Genomic DNA, 15,937 nt, shown 5'->3' on the forward strand with positions numbered 1-15,937 from the left:
GTCAGCGGCGGGGCCAGCGCGGGGCGTAGCCAGAGGTCAGTTCCGCGCGGCGGTGGCGCCACTTGGGTTCACGGTTCGCCGCCCTGTTGGTGATCGCGCGCAGGGATCGGATGAGCGGGCCGTAGGAGGAGCTGAGGATCGCGGAGGAAACACTGCCACCAGGGGGCTCGTCCATGAACGGCATGAACTTGTCGGGGAAGCCCGGCATGGTGCAGCCGATGCAGATGCCACCGACATTGGGGCAGCCGCCGACGCCGTCCATCCAGCCGCGCTTGGTGACATTGCAGTTGACGACGGGCCCCCAGCAGCCGATCTTCACCTGGCACTTGGGAGAGTTGTAGTCCTTGGCGAAGTCGCCCTGTTCGTAGTACGCCGCCCGGTCGCAGCCCTCGTGCACCGTCTTGCCGAACAGCCAGGTCGGGCGCAGCTGCTCGTCGAGCGGGATGGGCGGGGCGACCCCGGCCGCCTGGTACAGCAGCCAGGTCACGGTCTCCATGAAGTTGTCCGGCTGGACGGGGCAGCCGGGCACATTGACGATCGGCATACCGCCGGCCGAGCGGAAGTCCCAGCCGAGGTAGTCGGCGAGGCCCATGGCGCCGGTGGGGTTGCCGGCCATGGCATGGATACCGCCGTAGGTAGCACATGTTCCGATCGCGACGACGGCGAACGCCTTGGGGGCGAGCCGGTCGATCCACTCGTTGAAGGTGATGGGCTCGCCGGTCTGCGGATCGTTGCCCATCGAGGTCCAGTACCCGTCCCCGTTGATGCGCTCGTTGGGAACGGACCCTTCCACGACGAGGACGAACGTTCCCAGTTCGTCCCGGGCGGCCTGGTGGAAGGCCCGCATGAAGTCGTCGCCGGACTCGTAGGACAGCACCTTGTTGTGCAGGACGACCTTGGGGAGGCCGGGAATGGCGCCCAGGACGACGTCCTCCAGGCTGGGCAGCGAGGCAGCCGTGACCGACACCGAGTCCCCGTCGCAGCTCATCCCTTCCGAGGTCCAGAGGATGTGGACCTCGTCGACGGCGCTCGGAGGAGCCTCGGTTTCGGTACTCATGGCGCATTCCTTTCTGCCGAAGGCTTCCGCAGCAGGCTCACACGGGCTGATATTGCTCACAATTCGGACGCACCCATGAGGGGGCGGAGCAGGGCGTGGCCGTTTTGCGCACGAACGCCGACCTGAGGGCGTGGTACGGCGAGCCCGGCTCGAAGAAGATCTCCCGCATTCGCGCCAGCTCCGCGGCCCGGTAGCCGCTCAGCGGCCTGACGGCCTCGTCACGCTCCCGCTCCGCCTTCTTCCGGCCGACCAGTGCGCGGAGCCGGGCGGAAGCAGCGAGGCGCTGAGCCGAACGGGCAATTTCCCCGGCGAACTCCTCAGGCGCGCAGTCCAGCACCCGGTCCGCCAGCCCCAGACGCAGCGCGGTCGCGGCGCTCACCGGCGCCGCCTGAGACATCAGCCGCTCCGCCTCCTCGGCGCCGGCCCGGCGCGGCAGGGTATACGTCCAGTACTCCGACCCGTAGAGCCCCATCAGCCGGTAGTGGGGGTTGAGCACGGTCCCGGACCTGCACCACACCTCGTCCGCCGCCAGGGCCAGCATCGCTCCGCCCGCCGCCGCGTTGCCTGCGAGCGCCGCCACGACCAGCCGGTCCGTGGTCGTCAGCACCGCCTCCACCAGGTCGTCCATCGCCTGGATGCACGCCCAGGACTCGGCGGCGGGATCGTCGGCGGCCTCGATGACGCCGAGGTGGATGCCGTTCGAGAAGAAGTCCCTGGCCCCGCCGAGCACCAGCACGTCGACCGGCCGGGAGACGGCGAAGCGGTACGCATCGAGCAGCCGACGGCACTGATCGGTGCTCATCGCACCTCCGGGGAACGAGAAGCGCAGGAAGCCAACGGTCCCCGCCTCCTCGTACCGGATGTCCGTCCAGGTTCGCCGCCCGGCCGCCGGCCGGAGCGGAGCGGGCAGCTTCGGCACCTCGGGCAGCCGGTCACCGAGCGCCAGGACCGCCGGGAGCTTGTACGTCCGGGGGCCGCCCGCCCGTCGGCGCGAGCGCAGCTGGGGGATCCACACGGCTCCGTCGACGGTGGCCCGGCACACGGCGCCGTGCCGGGTGGCCAGGACTTCGCCCGGTGCGCCCGTCAGCGCGTCCTCCTCGTGCCCGCCGCACAGGTACCACTCCCCTCCCAGGAAGGTGTCCAGCACGCCCGGATGGGAGTCGGCGGCACGCAGCTTCCGCAGCACCGCGGCGGTCGGCTCCGAGCACCAGTCGATCCGGCGCTCCTCCTGGCGCAGATACGGGCGGAACGAGCCCTCCGTGCCCTGCGGCCGTGGTTCGAACGTGCCCGAGGCGAAGCGTTCGACCGCCCGCAGAACGGCTTTCACGGCGGCATCGGTCACCTCGCCCCGGTACAGATCGCTCTTGCCGACGGCCGGAACGTCGAAGGCCTCTGACGCCCAGACGGGACCGGCGTCCATCTCCTCGACAGCCTGAAGTACCGTCACCCCCCAGCGCCCGGCGCCCTTTTGCACGGCCCGGTCGAGCGAGGACGGCCCCCGGTCTCCCGGCGGCCCCGGATGCACGATCAGACAGGTGCGGGCCGACCACACCTCCTTGGGGATCGCGGTGGTGAGCATCGGCGCGATGACGAGATCCGGCGCGTGACGGGTGATCGTCTCCGGGCTCGGCGCGTCACGGGCGGCCAGTTCGACCGCGACCGTATGCCCCCGGTCCCGCAGCTCGCACATGACCCGCTGCGACAGGCTGTTGAACGCGCTCGCGACCAGCAGCACGCGCATGACGTCGCCTCCTCCGAGCCAGTGAGTGTAGGAGCGCGTGCGCCGGGGTCCGGAGCAGTGGTCCCGGTGGGCACGCGCCACCCTGATGTTCGCTCCCGCGCCGCCGCGGGCCCGCCGGACGCGCCGTGCTTGGGCCACCGGGGGGAATCGGGGACCGCCCCGCCTCTGTCATCCGGGAGCCGCCCGCCGCGGCTGCCTAGCGTGGTGCCCCATGCACGAACTGTCGATCGCGGCGGCCGTCGTCGAGAAGGCCGGGCACACCGCCCGCGCACATGGAGCGACTTCGGTGGAGGCGGTGCGGCTGCGCGTCGGTGAGCTGGCGGGCGTGGTCGGCGACGCCCTGCGGTTCTCGTTCGAGCTCGTCGCCGAGGGCACCGTGGTCGCCGGCGCCGAGCTGATCGTCGAAGACGTGGCCGCCAGGGCCCGTTGCGGCGGCTGCGGCAAGGAGTTCGCCGTCGGGTCGCCGCCCCACCTGTGGTGCCCGGGATGCGACCGCCCCGCCGCGCAGTTGCTCACCGGACGCGAGCTGGAACTGGCCGAAGTGCGGCTGCCGGACACGGAGCCCTGCCGGGCCGCCGCCCCACGCCGAGCAGGGCTCGGACAGGGCCCAGGAGAGGACATCTGATGTGCCGGAGCGTCACTGTGCGCCAGGCGGTACTGGCCAAGAACGACAGCCTGGCGGCCTCCTTGCGGGCCGAACTCACGACCAGAGGCGTGACCGTCGTCAACATGCTGTCCAGCCCCGGCAGCGGAAAGACCGCCCTGCTGGAACTCGTGCTGCGCCGTGCCACCGAACGCGGAGTGCGGGTGGCCGCGCTCACCGCCGACCTCGCGACCGAGAACGACGCCCGCAGGCTCGCCAGATCGGGAGCGCCGGTGAAGCAGGTGCTCACCGGCGGCCTGTGCCACCTGGAAGCCGCCCAGCTGCGCGCCCATCTCGAAGGGTGGCTGCCGGACGGCGCCCGGGCGCTCTTCGTCGAGAATGTGGGCAACCTGGTCTGCCCCGCCTCTTACGACCTCGGGGAGACGCTCCGGGTGGCGCTGATGTCAGTGACCGAGGGCGAGGACAAGCCGGTCAAGTACCCCACCGCGTTCGGGTCGGCGCAGCTGGTGGTGCTCACCAAGACCGACCTCGCGGACGCCGCCGGGTTCGCCGAGACGGAGTTCACGGCGAACGTCGAACGGATCAACCCCGGAGTGGAGGTACTGCGCACCAGCGCCCGCCGTGCGCGGGGCGTCGACGATCTGCTGGACCGGGTGCTTGCCGTGTGCGACGGCGCCGTACCACACAGCCCGCTGCTCGCCGCGGAACACGTCCGCGCCCACGGTCACACCCATGGCGAGGAGCCGCACGAGCACAGCGGCCAGGAGAGTCACGCTCACGACCACGGGGCCGTCGGCACCCGCTCCACCGTATGACGAGCACGCTCCCAGGCAGTCCGGAACAGGGCGCCCTGCGCCGCAAGGTCACCGTGCGCGGAACCGTGCAGGGCGTGGGATTCCGCCCCTTCGTCCACCGGCTGGCGTCCGAACTGGACCTGTCCGGCTTCGTACTCAACGGCACGGACGGAGTCTTCACGGAGGTTGAGGGCACGCCGGCGGCGGTCGAGGAGTTCTGCCGCCGGCTGCGGGAACAGCCGCCTCCGCTGGCCGACGTACGCGACATCGGCTACGAGACCGTGACGCCACTGGGCGGAGGCGGTTTCACCATCCGGCGCTCGCGTACCGAGGGCAACGGCGCGGCGGCGATCCCGCCCGACACCGCGACCTGCGCGGACTGCCTGCGCGAGCTCGCCGACCCCCGTGACCGCCGCTACCGCCACCCTTTCATCGCCTGCACCCACTGCGGGCCTCGCCTCACCATCGCGGCCGGTCTCCCCTACGACCGGTCCACCACCACCATGGGGGTGTTCCCCCTGTGCCCCCTTTGTGCGAGGGAGTACGACGATCCGGCGGACCGGCGTTTCCACGCCCAGCCGGTCGCCTGCCCGTCCTGCGGGCCCCGGCTCCGCCTCACCCCCGCAACCGGCACGGAGCCGGGCCCGGCAGACGGTGCGGATGCCCTCGTCCGCGCCCGTGAGCTGCTCGCGCGGGGAGCGGTCCTGGCGGTCAAGGGCCTCGGCGGGTACCACCTCGCCTGCGCCGCCGACGACCCCGGCGCCGTGGCCACGCTGCGCGCCCGCAAGGAACGCGGCGGCAAACCGTTCGCGGTGATGTGCGCGGATCTCGCCGCCGCCGAGCGGATCGCCCGCGTCGGTCCCGCGGAGAAGACGGTGCTGACCGGACACCGGCGTCCCATCGTGCTGCTGCAACGACGCGCCGACGACGAAGCGGGCGGACTCGCCGACGCCGTGTGCCCTGGCAGTCCGCAGGTGGGCGTGATGCTGCCCTACTCCCCGCTGCATCAGCTCCTGTTCGGTCTGCGCGGCGATCCGCCGGGCCCCCGCGTCCTCGTCATGACCAGCGGCAACCGCTCCGGTGAGCCGATCGTCACCGACGACGCCGAAGCGCTCTCCCGGCTCGCCGGGATCGCCGATGCTTGGCTGTGGCACGACCGGGCCATCGCCGCGTCCTGCGACGACTCCGTGGTCCGGCTGCGCCCCGACGGCTCCGAACTGCTGCTGCGCCGCTCCCGCGGGTACGCCCCCGCGCCCCTGCCCCTGCCGGTCCGGGTGCCGCCGACGCTGGCCGTCGGCGGAGACCTGAAGAACACGCTGTGCCTGGGAGCCGGCCGTGACGCCTGGTTCTCCCCGCACATCGGCGACATGGGTGACCTCGCCACCGTGACGGCGTCCGGACAAGCGGCACAGCGGCTGACAGCACTGACCGGAATCACGCCCCGGCTGCTCGCAGCCGACCGTCACCCGGGCTACCACTCCTCCCGCCGGGCCGCGCGCCGCGCGGCTGAAACGGACACCACCCTGCGGCTGGTCCAGCATCACCACGCCCATATCGCCTCCCTCATGGCGGAACACGGACTCGACGGCAGGACTCCCGTCATCGGTGTCGCCTTCGACGGCACCGGCTTCGGCGACGACGGAGCGGTCTGGGGCGGCGAGGTGCTCCTCGCCGACTACCGCGGATACCGGCGGCTCGCGCATCTCATGTACGCCCCGCTGCCCGGCGGCGACGCGGGTGTCGGCAACCCCTGCCGGACGGCACTGGCCCGGCTGCGCACCGCGGGCCTGCCGTGGACGGCGGACCTACCGTGCGTGGCCGCCTGCCCGCCCGAGGAACTCCGTCTTCTCGCCCGGCAGTTGGAACGGAACATCGCCTGCGTGCCCACCTCCAGCATGGGACGGCTGTTCGACGCGGTCTCCTCTCTGCTGGGCATCTGCCACCGAGCGGGGTACGAGGCCCAGGCCGCCGTCGAACTCGAGGCCGCCGCCGCACTTGCCTGGGACCGGGACGACAGCGTCACTTACCGCTTCGGGCTGCGGAGCACATACGGCGACGGGACCACCAGGATCGATCCGGCACCCGTCCTGCGAGCGGTCGTCGGTGACCGGCGCGCCGGTGTCCCGGTTCCGGTCGTCGCCGCCCGGTTCCACCGGGCGGTCGCGGCAGCGGTCACGGACGCCTGCCTGATCGCGCGCCGTGGGACCGGAATCGGCACGGTCGGCCTGACCGGAGGCGTATTCGCCAACGCGCTCCTCGACGAGGCGTGCACCGAGCGCCTGACAGCCGCCGGCCTCACGGTGCTTCGCCACCGGCACGTGCCCCCGGGAGACGGCGGACTCGCCCTCGGCCAGCTCCTCGTGGCCGCTCAGAAACACGAACGGTAGTCAGCGACCGGTAGTCAGCCAACGAACCAGCGACGAACGGAGAACACCATGTGCCTGGCAGTGCCCGGCAAGGTGGTCGGGATCGGGAAACGGGACAGCACGCCTATGGCGAGCGTCGACTTCGGCGGCGTGGTCAAGGAAGTCTGCATCGCCTATGTACCGGAGGCAGAGGTCGGCGAGTACGTGATCGTCCATGTGGGCTTCGCCCTCCAGCGCCTGGACGAGGAGTCGGCCCTGGCCTCACTGCGTCTCTTCGAGGAACTGGGGCTGTTGGAGGAGGAGTTCGGCGACCCCTGGGGCCGAGCGGCAGCCGAGGCGGGCCTGACCGAGGCCGCCCTGACCAACGCCGACATCCCCGAGGTGACAGAGGCGCAGAAGGAGCCACGATGAAGTACATCGACGAGTTCAACAACCCGGATCTCGCCCGGAGGCTGCTCGACGACATCCACGCCACAGCCACCGGCGGGCCGTGGGCGATGATGGAGGTCTGCGGCGGCCAGACCCACTCGATCATCCGGCACGGCATCGACCAACTCCTGCCCGACTCGGTCGAGTTGATCCACGGCCCCGGATGCCCCGTGTGCGTAACACCTCTGGAGATGATCGACAAGGCTCTGGAGATCGCCTCCCGCCCCGACGTGATCTTCTGTTCGTTCGGTGACATGCTGCGCGTGCCGGGCACCGGCCGCGATCTGTTCCGCGTACGCAGCGCGGGCGGCGACGTCCGCGTCGTGTACTCCCCGATGGACGCCCTCGGCATCGCGCGCCGTCACCCGGACCGCCAGGTGGTGTTCTTCGGCATCGGCTTCGAGACCACCGCACCCGCCAACGCCATGACCGTCCACGAGGCGCGCCGCCTCGGCATCCGCAACTTCAGTCTGCTCGTCTCACATGTACGCGTCCCCCCGGCCGTCGAGGCCATCATGAGCGCCCCGGACTGCCGGGTGCAGGCGTTCCTGGCGGCGGGACATGTGTGCAGTGTGATGGGCACCGGTGAATATCCGCAGCTCGCGGAACGGTTCGAGGTCCCGATCGTGGTGACGGGTTTTGAACCGCTGGACATCCTCGAAGGCATCCGCCGTACTGTGCACCAGCTCGAACGCGGCGAGCACCGGGTCGAGAACGCCTACGAGCGGGCGGTCCGCGCGGACGGGAACCCGGCGGCTCTGCGCATGATCGAAGAGGTCTTCGAGGTGACCGACCGCGCGTGGCGCGGCATCGGAGTCATCCCCCGCAGCGGCTGGCGGCTGACCGACGCGTTCAGGGACTTCGACGCGGAGCGGCGCTTCGACGTGGGCGGCCTGCGCGCTGATGAGCCAAGGGACTGCCGCAGCGGCGAGGTGCTCCAGGGACTGATCAAGCCCCACCAGTGCGAGGCCTTCGGGACCACCTGCACACCCCGTACCCCGCTCGGCGCCACGATGGTCTCCAGCGAGGGCGCGTGCGCCGCGTACTACCTCTACCGCCGCCTGGAAGTCCCGGCGCGACCCGTGCAAGTCCAGGAGGCGACGACCGTTGGCTGAAACCATGACAGAGACGAAGGCTCCGGTCGACCCGGCCACCTGGTCCTGCCCCGCCCCGCTGCGCGACCACCCGGTGATCGTTATGGGACACGGCGGCGGCGGAGCCCTGTCCGCCGAACTCACCCGTCATCTCTTCACTCCGGCGTACGGCAACGAGACACTGGCCGGCCTGGGCGATTCCGCCGTGCTGCCCGTGGACGGATCCCGGCTGGCGTTCTCCACCGACTCGTACGTCGTGCGGCCGCTGTTCTTCCCCGGCGGCAGCATCGGCGACCTGGCCGTCAACGGAACGGTCAACGACCTGGCGATGAGCGGCGCCCGCGCCACGTTCCTCTCCTGCGCCTTCATCCTGGAGGAAGGTGTCGGCCTCCCCGTCGTGGGACGGGTCGCCGACGCGATCGGGGCGGCCGCCGTGGCGGCGGGCGTCACTGTCGTCACGGGCGACACCAAGGTGGTCGAAGCAGGGCACGGCGACGGGGTCTACCTCAACACCTCGGGGATCGGCTTCGTCCCGGACGGCGTGGACATCCGCCCCCAGCGGGCCGCTCCTGGGGACGTCGTCATCGTCAGCGGCCCCATCGGCATGCACGGCATCGCCATCATGAGCGTGCGTGAGGGCCTGGAGTTCGGGGTGGAGGTGGTGAGCGACACCGCGCCGCTGGGCGGCCTGGTCGAGGCGATGCTGGCCGTCACGCATGAACTGCACGTCCTGCGCGACCCCACCCGCGGCGGTCTCGGCACGGCGCTCAACGAAATCGCCGCCGCCTCGGGTACCGGCGTCGTCCTCACCGAGCGGGACATCCCGGTACCGGATGCCGTGGCCAACGCCTGTGGGTTCCTGGGGCTGGATCCTCTGTACGTCGCCAACGAGGGCCGTCTGGTGGCCTTCGTGCCGCGCAGGGACGCGGACGCCGTCCTTGCCGCCATGCGCGCGCACCCCCGGGGAGCGGGCGCCGCCGTGATCGGCGAGTGCGTGGCCGAGCATCCGGGCATGGTGGTGGCCCGCACCGGGCTGGGCGGTAGACGCGTCGTCGACCTGCCCCTCGGGGAACAGCTGCCGAGGATCTGCTGACCTCATCGTCCGACGCCAACCGAAGCAAGCGATCGTTTCCCGGTAGACCCGGAAGACCGGGTACACCCGGAACCTTGGCGGCCCGGCCGCCGGACGCCGGCACAGCGGTCACCGTGACCGGCGAGCAGTGCTCTGCACACCGGCGGTCCAGGCAGCCCGACTGCCCGATGTCCCGGCCACCGGCCGGAGAGTCTCCCCTCGGCCCGTCCGGCCGAGAGGGGAAGGGAGAGGCCTGTCCCGCGCACGGCACGCGCGAGTGCCTGCGCCGTCACGTCCAGGCCTTCCGCGTGCAGCAGCCGGCGGTGGTCGGACGACACTTCTAGGTGAGGCTCGATGGGACGATCCCGTAACGGCGCATCTTGCGGTACATGGTGGCGCGGGAGATGCCGAGATCCTGTGCGGTGCGCTGGACGTTGGAGCTGCGGTCCATGAGCCCACGCAGAATGGCATCCCGTTCCAGCGCTTCGATGGTGGTCAGAACCTTGTGCGACGATACCCGGCATTCCGGCGGGAGATCCTCTACTCGGATGATCCGGCCAGAAGGTCGCCGCGCGAGGCCACGGATCACCGACTCGAGCTGCCGGACATTCTCCGGCCAGGGGCAGCGCCGCAGCATCTCAAGCGCATCCGGGGAGCAGCCGCTCTCTCCGCTCGGCCGGTATTTGAGCAGGAAGAACCGGACCAGGTGCTCGATGTCTCCATAGCGATGACGGAGGGGCGGCACCTCCACGGAGGCGTCGCACAGACGGTCGAGCTCGTCGTCCGTCGTGACCATGGACGGTTGGCTGGTCATGACCAGTTCCCCGGTGGCGGTCCCGTCGACGTGCGCCAGGAGGCTTCTCAGCTGCCGGCGCAGGTGGTCGCCCAGCAGGTGGACATCGCGCAGGACGACCACGATCGACGGTTGGGCCAGCAGCTCGCGGACGTTGCGCAGCCAGGGCTCCGTGGCGTGCGGTGATTCCGACAGCGGCGCTTCCACCATCTCGAGCCGGCGCCCGGCACCGTGGGCTCGGTGGATGGCTTCGACCAGCGTCCTCTTTCCGACACCGGCTTCGCCCACGAGATGAAGCGACGACCCGGCGACGAACGCTGCTTCGGTTTCGGCGACCGCGCGCACCCATTGTGGGGAGGAGCCCACCAGCCCCAGGCTCGATCGTGCGGGTCCATCGGAGATGACCGGTCCGGGCTGGGGACGTCCGATGACCCGGACTCGGAAGATGGCGCCCGCGTCGCTGTCCTCGCGCCGGCTACGGCTGACCCGGAGTTCGGCGACTCGTCCGGAGGGGAGGGCGATACTCCGCGTCCCTTCGAACCGGGAATCGTCGGCGACCTCACGCGCGTGGTCGAGCAGAGCGTACTGATCCGGCCCTGTCACGGCCGATCTCAGCTGCTCGTTCATCATGACGACATCACGACTGAGGGCCAGAACAGGTCCCGGGCGCACCGAGGAGCACGCGTCCAAGTAGTCCTGGAACAGGGCCCGCTCCCGTCGCGAGCTGATCGCGGCAATCTCACTTTCGATCTGGCCGGCGACAGAGCGGGCCAAGGCCATGAGCATGCCGGCAGAACCCTGACGGACCGTGGTCAGGTTGAACGCTCCCAGCAGCGCGCGCCGGGTGGGATGCAGGATCGGCACGGCCGCGCAGTGGAAGTCCCGCAGTGCCTCGACGTAGTGCTCGCTGCCGGCGATCATGACCGGGCGGCCGCTGGCCAACGCGGTCCCGATGCCGTTGGTGCCCACATAGCGCTCGGCGAACACGTGGCCCGGGGCCAGTTGCACTCGGTTCAGCCGTGTCGTCAGGGCCTCGTGGGAGACCTTGCGGGACAGCACCACGCCGTTCCGGTCTGTGACCATCGTGGACACCGGGTCGTCGGCAAGCTGCTCGTGCAGCCTGTTCAGGATCGGTAGCGCCGCTCTGGCGAGCGGGCTGTCCAGATTGGGGTTCTCGAAGTAGGGAGCGTCGATACAGCCCGACTTCACTTCGTACTCCATCGAGCGTTGCCACGAGGCGACCACGAGCGGGCGGGCGCTCGGATCGTTGGTGGCTTCCTGGTAAAGCTCTCTGGCTGCTGTCAGCGAGCTGCCAGGTTGACGTCGGGGCATTTAACACTCCCGTATCGCACGCGTCATCCATCGGTGGAGTGATTGGAGCAGCTCGATGACGCCGCGCCTATGGCCTGTATCACATTGATACATCCGCGGACCGCTTGTGAGACATCGGCCTGCGCGCGGCGGGCTGTGTAATCGGCGCACCATCCACCCGCCGATTCGCAGGGAGCGCCATGAAAGCCGTGCAGGTCATCGAGTACGACGAGCCGCCAGTGCTCGTGGATGTGCCGGACCCGCAGATCACCGGTCCGCTGGATGTGATCGTGAAGGTCGGAGGCGCAGGGGTCTGCCGCACCGATCTGCACATTCTCGAAGGACAGTGGAGCGACAAGAGCGGGGTTGTCCTCCCCTACACCATCGGTCATGAGAACGCCGGCTGGGTAGCGGAGGTGGGGCAGGCCGTCACACACGTCAAGGTCGGCGACCCGGTCATCCTGCACCCGCTCATGACCTGCGGTTTTTGCCGTGCCTGCAGGGCCGGCGACGACGTGCACTGTATGAACTCGGCCTTCCCGGGGATCGACACCGACGGGGGCTACGCCGAGTACCTGAAGACCACCGCCCGCTCGGTCGTGGCACTCGACCCGTCCCTTGAGCCGGCCTCGGTTGCGGCCCTGGCTGACGCCGGGCTCACGGCGTACCACGCCGTCGCCAAGGCGGCCCGGGTCCTGCGCCCCGGTGACAAGGCCGTGGTCATCGGCGCCGGTGGACTCGGGCACATCGGGATCCAGGTGCTCCGGGCCCTGTCGCCGGTCGAGATGATCGTCATCGACCGTAGCCCGGAGGCCCTCGCCCTGGCCAAGGAACTGGGTGCCGAACACACGCTTCTCGCGGACGGGAGCGAGGCCGAACGCGTACGGGAACTGACCGGGGGCCACGGGGCGGAAGCGGTCCTGGACTTCGTCGGCGAGGGGGGTGCCGTCGAGACGGGCGTCGCCTGCCTGCGCCGTAACGGCAACTACTACGTCATCGGCTACGGCGGCCACCTCGACGTTCCGACGATCGACGTCATCTCCACCGAGATCAACTTCATAGGCAATCTCGTCGGGTCCTACAACGACCTGTCCGAGCTGATGGTCCTGGCAGCCCAGGGCAAGGTCAGCCTGCACACCCAGCGGTACCCTCTCGCGTCCTTCCGGGACGCCCTCGACGACTTGTTCACCGGTGCCGTACGCGGCCGAGCGATCTTGATCCCGTGAGTCGAAGGAGCAGTCCCATGCGCAACCGTTCATACAAGGTCGTGGTCGCCGCCGCTGCCCTCGTGGCCCTCACCGCCACGGGATGTACCGCTCAGGGTCCGGTGAAGAACAAGGCCGACAGGCCGGCCCTGTTCAAGCCGGGTGAGGAGATCAGCTACAAAAAGTACGGCAAGGACTACCCGGCCACGAAGGTCAAGGACGTCCCGGGACCCTGCAGCTACGAGTCGATCAGCCGTAGGGACTACTCCGGACAGACGCTGAAGATCATCAGCCATGCCGTCCCCGTCATCGGCGAGCCGACCCGGCTGCACGCCAGGCAGTTCGAGGAGATCACCGGGGCGAATGTGGAGGTGATCAACGTCCCGTTCGGGGAACTGCACCAGAAGATCCTCACGCCCCTGCAAGCGGGCCAGCAGGCGTACGACGTCATGTTCTACCCCTCCTTGTGGATCGGCGACATGGCCCCTCATCTGGCCCCGGTGCCGAAGGAGTATCTGGACACTCCCGGCATGAAGGACGTCACGAAGGCCTACATGGACGTGGCGACCTGGAACGGGAAGGTCGTGCAGTACCCCGTCGACGGCGACCGGCATTACCTCAAGGTCCGGACGGATGTCCTTGAGGATCCGAAGAGGCAGGCGTCGTACAAGGCGGCCACGGGCAAGGAACTCCGAACACCCAAGACGTGGGCCGAATACCAGGAGATCGCCGCGTTCTTCGGCGGCAAGGACGTCGACGGTGACGGCAAGGCCAACTTCGGCAGCGCCGAGGTGACAAAGCGTGACGACCTGACCTTCTCCGCGTTCATCAGTCGTGCGGCGCCGTATGTGAAGCACCCCGACGTCAAGGGTGGCATCTTCTTCGACCTGGAGACCATGAAGCCGCTGATCAACACGCCCGGCTTCGTACGAGCCCTCGACGACATGGTCAAGGCCAAGTCGACCTGGGCACCCGGTGGCGCCAACTTCGGTCTGGGTGACGAGATCTTCTCCTTCGGAGGCGGCCAGACGCTGATGTCCTATTCGTGGGACGACGCCTTCATCCAGGCCCAGTCGCCGGACAGCAGGATCCGTAACAAGGTCAAGGCAGCGGAGTTGCCGGGATCCGATGAGGTCTACAACCTCACCAAGAAGGCGTGGGACAAGAAGCCGAACCAGGCCCCCTACTTCACCTGGGGATGGACCTCGGCGGTGGCCAAGGCGGCGCGCAACCAAAAGATGGCCTTCGACTATCTGTGCTTCTTCAGCAACGAGGCCAACACCGCTCTCGACCTGACCATCGGCCGCTTCGGTGTCAACCCCTACCGCAACGCCCACTTCGACGCGACGTTCTGGGAGAAGCAGGGGTGGGACAAGGACGTAGCGGAGTCGTACGTCAAGACACTCTCCGGCATGGAGAAGAGCACCAACCGCGTCTTCGACCTGCGCGTACCGGGCGTCAACGGATACATGTCCGCGCTGGCCAACGGCGTGGCCGCGGCGCTGGCGGGACAGAAGGATCCGCAGCGGGCGCTGGACGAGGTGGCCAAGGAATGGGCCAAGATCACCGACCAGATCGGTAAGGACAAGGTCCAGAGCGCCTATCGAAACGTGGTCGCGCTCGAGGACAACTCCTGACCCGATCGCAGGACGCCCCGGGTGGCCGCCCAAGCCGGCCGGCCAACCGGGGGCGCCCGCCCACTTCCGCAAGGAGCACCATGGACGGCCTGCGCCGGCACAAGAGCATGTTCCTCCTCCCAGGGCTGCTCACGCTCGCACTCATCATCATCTTTCCGCTTCTGTTCACCATTCGTGTCAGCTTCTCCGGCTGGAACGTAAGCAACCCTCAGATGGACTTCATCGGTGGGGCCAACTACGCCACGATGCTGCACGACAGTCGTTTCTGGGCCTCGATCATGCGCCTGATACTGCTGGCGGGCGGCACCGTCCTGCTCCAGTACGTCATCGGATTCGGGATGGCCCTGCTCGTCTGGCGTGAGGTACGCGGCCGTCGTTTCTGGCGGGTGCTGTTCCTCGTCCCCATGATGACCACTCCCGTAGTGATGGCCGCCATCTGGCAGATGATCTTCCACGAGTCCCTGGGCCCGGTCAACGATCTCCTCAGGATGCTGGGCCTGACCGAGGTTCCCTGGCTCACCGAGTCCGGGCCGGCGCTGGTCGCGCTGATGACCGTCGAGGTCTGGCAGTGGACCCCGTTCATGTTCCTGCTGCTGCTGGCCGGCCTCTTGAGCCTTCCCAAGGAACCGTTCATGGCCGCCGCGATCGACGGCGCCGACGTTTGGCGCACCTTCCGGAAGGTGACCTTCCCGCTCATGGCGCCGGTGTCGGTCGCTGCGGTCATCATCCGGCTGATCGAGGCGTCCAAGCTCTCCGACAGCGTCTACGTGCTGACCTCCGGGGGACCGGGCTCCTCCACGGAGACTCCCGGCTACTACCTCTACATCCAGGGGCTCCGGGATCAGCAGACCGGGTACAGCGGGGCGATGTCCCTGACCTATCTGGTCCTGATGATCGTCACGCTCACGGTTGTCGCCGCCTTGCTCACCAGGGCCTTCAAGCTGAAGGGGGACTCATGAGGTCACGCCTTTATCCCGTATTCAAGTACACCGTGATCGCACTCTGGGCCTGCTTCGTCGCGGGACCGTTCTTCTGGGCCATGACGACCAGTTTCAAGGACGCCAACGCGGTCCAAGGTGGCGCCACCTACCTTCCATGGGTCCAGTACGAACCCACCGCCGCCGGGTGGCGCAACATCTTCGGTGGAGCCGGTGGTGTCGATGTGATGCAGCCTTTCCTCAACAGCGCCATCGTCACCGTCGCCGCCTCGGCCATCAGCCTCGTCCTCGGGTCCCTGGCCGCCTACGCGTTGTCCCGCTACCGGTTCAAGCTCGGCTTCATCAAGAACAGCGACATCGTCTTCTTCTTCGTGTCACAACGAATCATGCCGCCTGTCGTCCTGGTGATCCCCTTCTTCTACCTTCTGCAGTGGGTCAACCTCCTGGACACCATCGCGGGCCTGGTCATCGTGACGGTTGCCCTGCTGCTGCCTATCGCGGTGTGGGTGATGGTGGACTTCTTCAACGGCATCCCGCGTGAGATCGACGAGATGGCCATGCTCGACGGATGCGGCCCGTTCCAGACCTTCGTGCGTGCGATCCTGCCGAACTCCCTGCCCGGGCTGACCGTGGCTGCGATGTTCTGTGCGGTGTTCGGCTGGAACGACTTCTTCTTCGCCTTCAGGCTTACATTCACCGAGGTGCAGACCCTGCCCCAGGCGGTCGTCGCCCTCAACTCGTCGATCCCGCCGTGGTGGACCCTGTCCGCCGCCGCCCTCTTCGGCGTAGCGCCGTTGATCCTGCTCGCGCTCTGGGTCGAGCGCTATCTGTCAAAAGGCAACCTGTCGGGAGCGGTCCGATGAACATGAGTACCACTGATCTATGCCTGACCGTCG

13 protein-coding genes are annotated in these 15,937 nt (G+C 68.8%); 10 read left to right on the plus strand and 3 right to left on the minus strand.

The window, feature by feature from the left end; all coding sequences use genetic code 11:
* Position 1 precedes the first annotated feature (1 nt).
* Together QFZ67_RS03930 and QFZ67_RS03935 are read right to left on the minus strand one after the other, a co-directional pair.
* The gene (locus QFZ67_RS03930) at positions 2-1,057 is read right to left on the minus strand and encodes a hydrogenase expression protein HypE (RefSeq protein WP_307659680.1); all 1,056 of its coding nucleotides are present in this window, start codon (positions 1,055-1,057) and stop codon (positions 2-4) included.
* Positions 1,058-1,094: 37 nt separating this feature from the next.
* On the minus strand, positions 1,095-2,798 hold the full coding sequence (locus tag QFZ67_RS03935; RefSeq protein WP_307659681.1) for a hydrogenase maturation protein: 1,704 nt from the start codon (positions 2,796-2,798) through the stop codon (positions 1,095-1,097).
* A 211-nt stretch (positions 2,799-3,009) separates the two neighbouring features.
* On the opposite strand from QFZ67_RS03935, the gene hypA reads away from it, so the two are divergent.
* From hypA to hypE, 6 genes are read left to right on the plus strand one after another with little or no spacing between them, the layout of a single operon-like run.
* Positions 3,010-3,423, plus strand: coding sequence for a hydrogenase maturation nickel metallochaperone HypA (gene hypA, locus QFZ67_RS03940; protein WP_307659682.1), 414 nt, complete (start codon positions 3,010-3,012; stop codon positions 3,421-3,423).
* On the plus strand, positions 3,423-4,217 hold the full coding sequence (hypB, locus tag QFZ67_RS03945; RefSeq protein ID WP_307659683.1) for a hydrogenase nickel incorporation protein HypB: 795 nt from the start codon (positions 3,423-3,425) through the stop codon (positions 4,215-4,217). The genes hypA and hypB overlap by 1 nt, the downstream gene beginning before the upstream one ends.
* On the plus strand, positions 4,214-6,583 hold the full coding sequence (hypF, locus tag QFZ67_RS03950; RefSeq protein ID WP_307659684.1) for a carbamoyltransferase HypF: 2,370 nt from the start codon (positions 4,214-4,216) through the stop codon (positions 6,581-6,583). The genes hypB and hypF overlap by 4 nt, the downstream gene beginning before the upstream one ends.
* 48 nt (positions 6,584-6,631) lie before the next feature.
* Entirely contained in the window at positions 6,632-6,973 is a 342-nt protein-coding gene (locus QFZ67_RS03955; protein ID WP_307659685.1) for a HypC/HybG/HupF family hydrogenase formation chaperone, read from the plus strand.
* Positions 6,970-8,106 (plus strand): hydrogenase formation protein HypD, encoded by a 1,137-nt coding sequence (gene hypD / locus QFZ67_RS03960; RefSeq protein WP_307659686.1) that lies wholly within the window; start codon positions 6,970-6,972, stop codon positions 8,104-8,106. The genes QFZ67_RS03955 and hypD overlap by 4 nt, the downstream gene beginning before the upstream one ends.
* Before the next feature lie 4 nt (positions 8,107-8,110).
* Entirely contained in the window at positions 8,111-9,178 is a 1,068-nt protein-coding gene (gene hypE, locus QFZ67_RS03965; protein ID WP_307659687.1) for a hydrogenase expression/formation protein HypE, read from the plus strand.
* Positions 9,179-9,497: 319 nt separating this feature from the next.
* Here hypE and QFZ67_RS03970 read toward each other — a convergent pair whose 3' ends face one another.
* Positions 9,498-11,195: a sigma-54-dependent Fis family transcriptional regulator gene (locus QFZ67_RS03970; RefSeq protein ID WP_307659688.1), complete on the minus strand. Its 1,698-nt coding sequence runs from the start codon at positions 11,193-11,195 to the stop codon at positions 9,498-9,500.
* A 266-nt stretch (positions 11,196-11,461) separates the two neighbouring features.
* Here QFZ67_RS03970 and QFZ67_RS03975 point away from each other — a divergent pair, with 266 nt between their 5' ends.
* The 4 genes from QFZ67_RS03975 to QFZ67_RS03990 all read left to right on the plus strand — a co-directional run bounded on the left by QFZ67_RS03975 (position 11,462) and on the right by QFZ67_RS03990 (position 15,904).
* Positions 11,462-12,487, plus strand: a complete 1,026-nt coding sequence (locus QFZ67_RS03975; RefSeq protein ID WP_307659689.1) for an NAD(P)-dependent alcohol dehydrogenase — start codon at positions 11,462-11,464, stop codon at positions 12,485-12,487.
* Positions 12,488-12,504: 17 nt separating this feature from the next.
* Positions 12,505-14,103 (plus strand): extracellular solute-binding protein, encoded by a 1,599-nt coding sequence (locus tag QFZ67_RS03980; RefSeq protein WP_307659690.1) that lies wholly within the window; start codon positions 12,505-12,507, stop codon positions 14,101-14,103.
* 80 nt (positions 14,104-14,183) lie between these two features.
* Entirely contained in the window at positions 14,184-15,062 is an 879-nt protein-coding gene (locus QFZ67_RS03985; RefSeq protein WP_307659691.1) for a carbohydrate ABC transporter permease, read from the plus strand.
* Entirely contained in the window at positions 15,059-15,904 is an 846-nt protein-coding gene (locus tag QFZ67_RS03990) for a carbohydrate ABC transporter permease (protein ID WP_307659692.1), read from the plus strand. Before QFZ67_RS03985 ends, QFZ67_RS03990 begins: the two co-directional genes overlap by 4 nt.
* Positions 15,905-15,937: the final 33 nt, after the last annotated feature.

It is taken from the genome of Streptomyces sp. V1I1, assembly GCF_030817355.1.
Lineage (GTDB): Bacteria > Actinomycetota > Actinomycetes > Streptomycetales > Streptomycetaceae > Streptomyces.

Excerpts from the sequence above, each read along its gene's own strand:
- hypE (WP_307659687.1), top strand. The coding sequence starts at position 8,111 with ATGACAGAGACGAAGGCTCCGGTCGACCCGGCCACCTGGTCCTGCCCC.
- QFZ67_RS03985 (WP_307659691.1), top strand. The coding sequence starts at position 14,184 with ATGGACGGCCTGCGCCGGCACAAGAGCATGTTCCTCCTCCCAGGGCTG.
- QFZ67_RS03955 (WP_307659685.1), top strand. The coding sequence starts at position 6,632 with ATGTGCCTGGCAGTGCCCGGCAAGGTGGTCGGGATCGGGAAACGGGAC.
- hypF (WP_307659684.1), top strand. The coding sequence starts at position 4,214 with ATGACGAGCACGCTCCCAGGCAGTCCGGAACAGGGCGCCCTGCGCCGC.
- QFZ67_RS03980 (WP_307659690.1), top strand. The coding sequence starts at position 12,505 with ATGCGCAACCGTTCATACAAGGTCGTGGTCGCCGCCGCTGCCCTCGTG.
- QFZ67_RS03990 (WP_307659692.1), top strand. The coding sequence starts at position 15,059 with ATGAGGTCACGCCTTTATCCCGTATTCAAGTACACCGTGATCGCACTC.
- QFZ67_RS03930 (WP_307659680.1), bottom strand. The coding sequence starts at position 1,057 with ATGAGTACCGAAACCGAGGCTCCTCCGAGCGCCGTCGACGAGGTCCAC.
- QFZ67_RS03975 (WP_307659689.1), top strand. The coding sequence starts at position 11,462 with ATGAAAGCCGTGCAGGTCATCGAGTACGACGAGCCGCCAGTGCTCGTG.
- hypA (WP_307659682.1), top strand. The coding sequence starts at position 3,010 with ATGCACGAACTGTCGATCGCGGCGGCCGTCGTCGAGAAGGCCGGGCAC.
- hypD (WP_307659686.1), top strand. The coding sequence starts at position 6,970 with ATGAAGTACATCGACGAGTTCAACAACCCGGATCTCGCCCGGAGGCTG.
- hypB (WP_307659683.1), top strand. The coding sequence starts at position 3,423 with ATGTGCCGGAGCGTCACTGTGCGCCAGGCGGTACTGGCCAAGAACGAC.
- QFZ67_RS03935 (WP_307659681.1), bottom strand. The coding sequence starts at position 2,798 with ATGCGCGTGCTGCTGGTCGCGAGCGCGTTCAACAGCCTGTCGCAGCGG.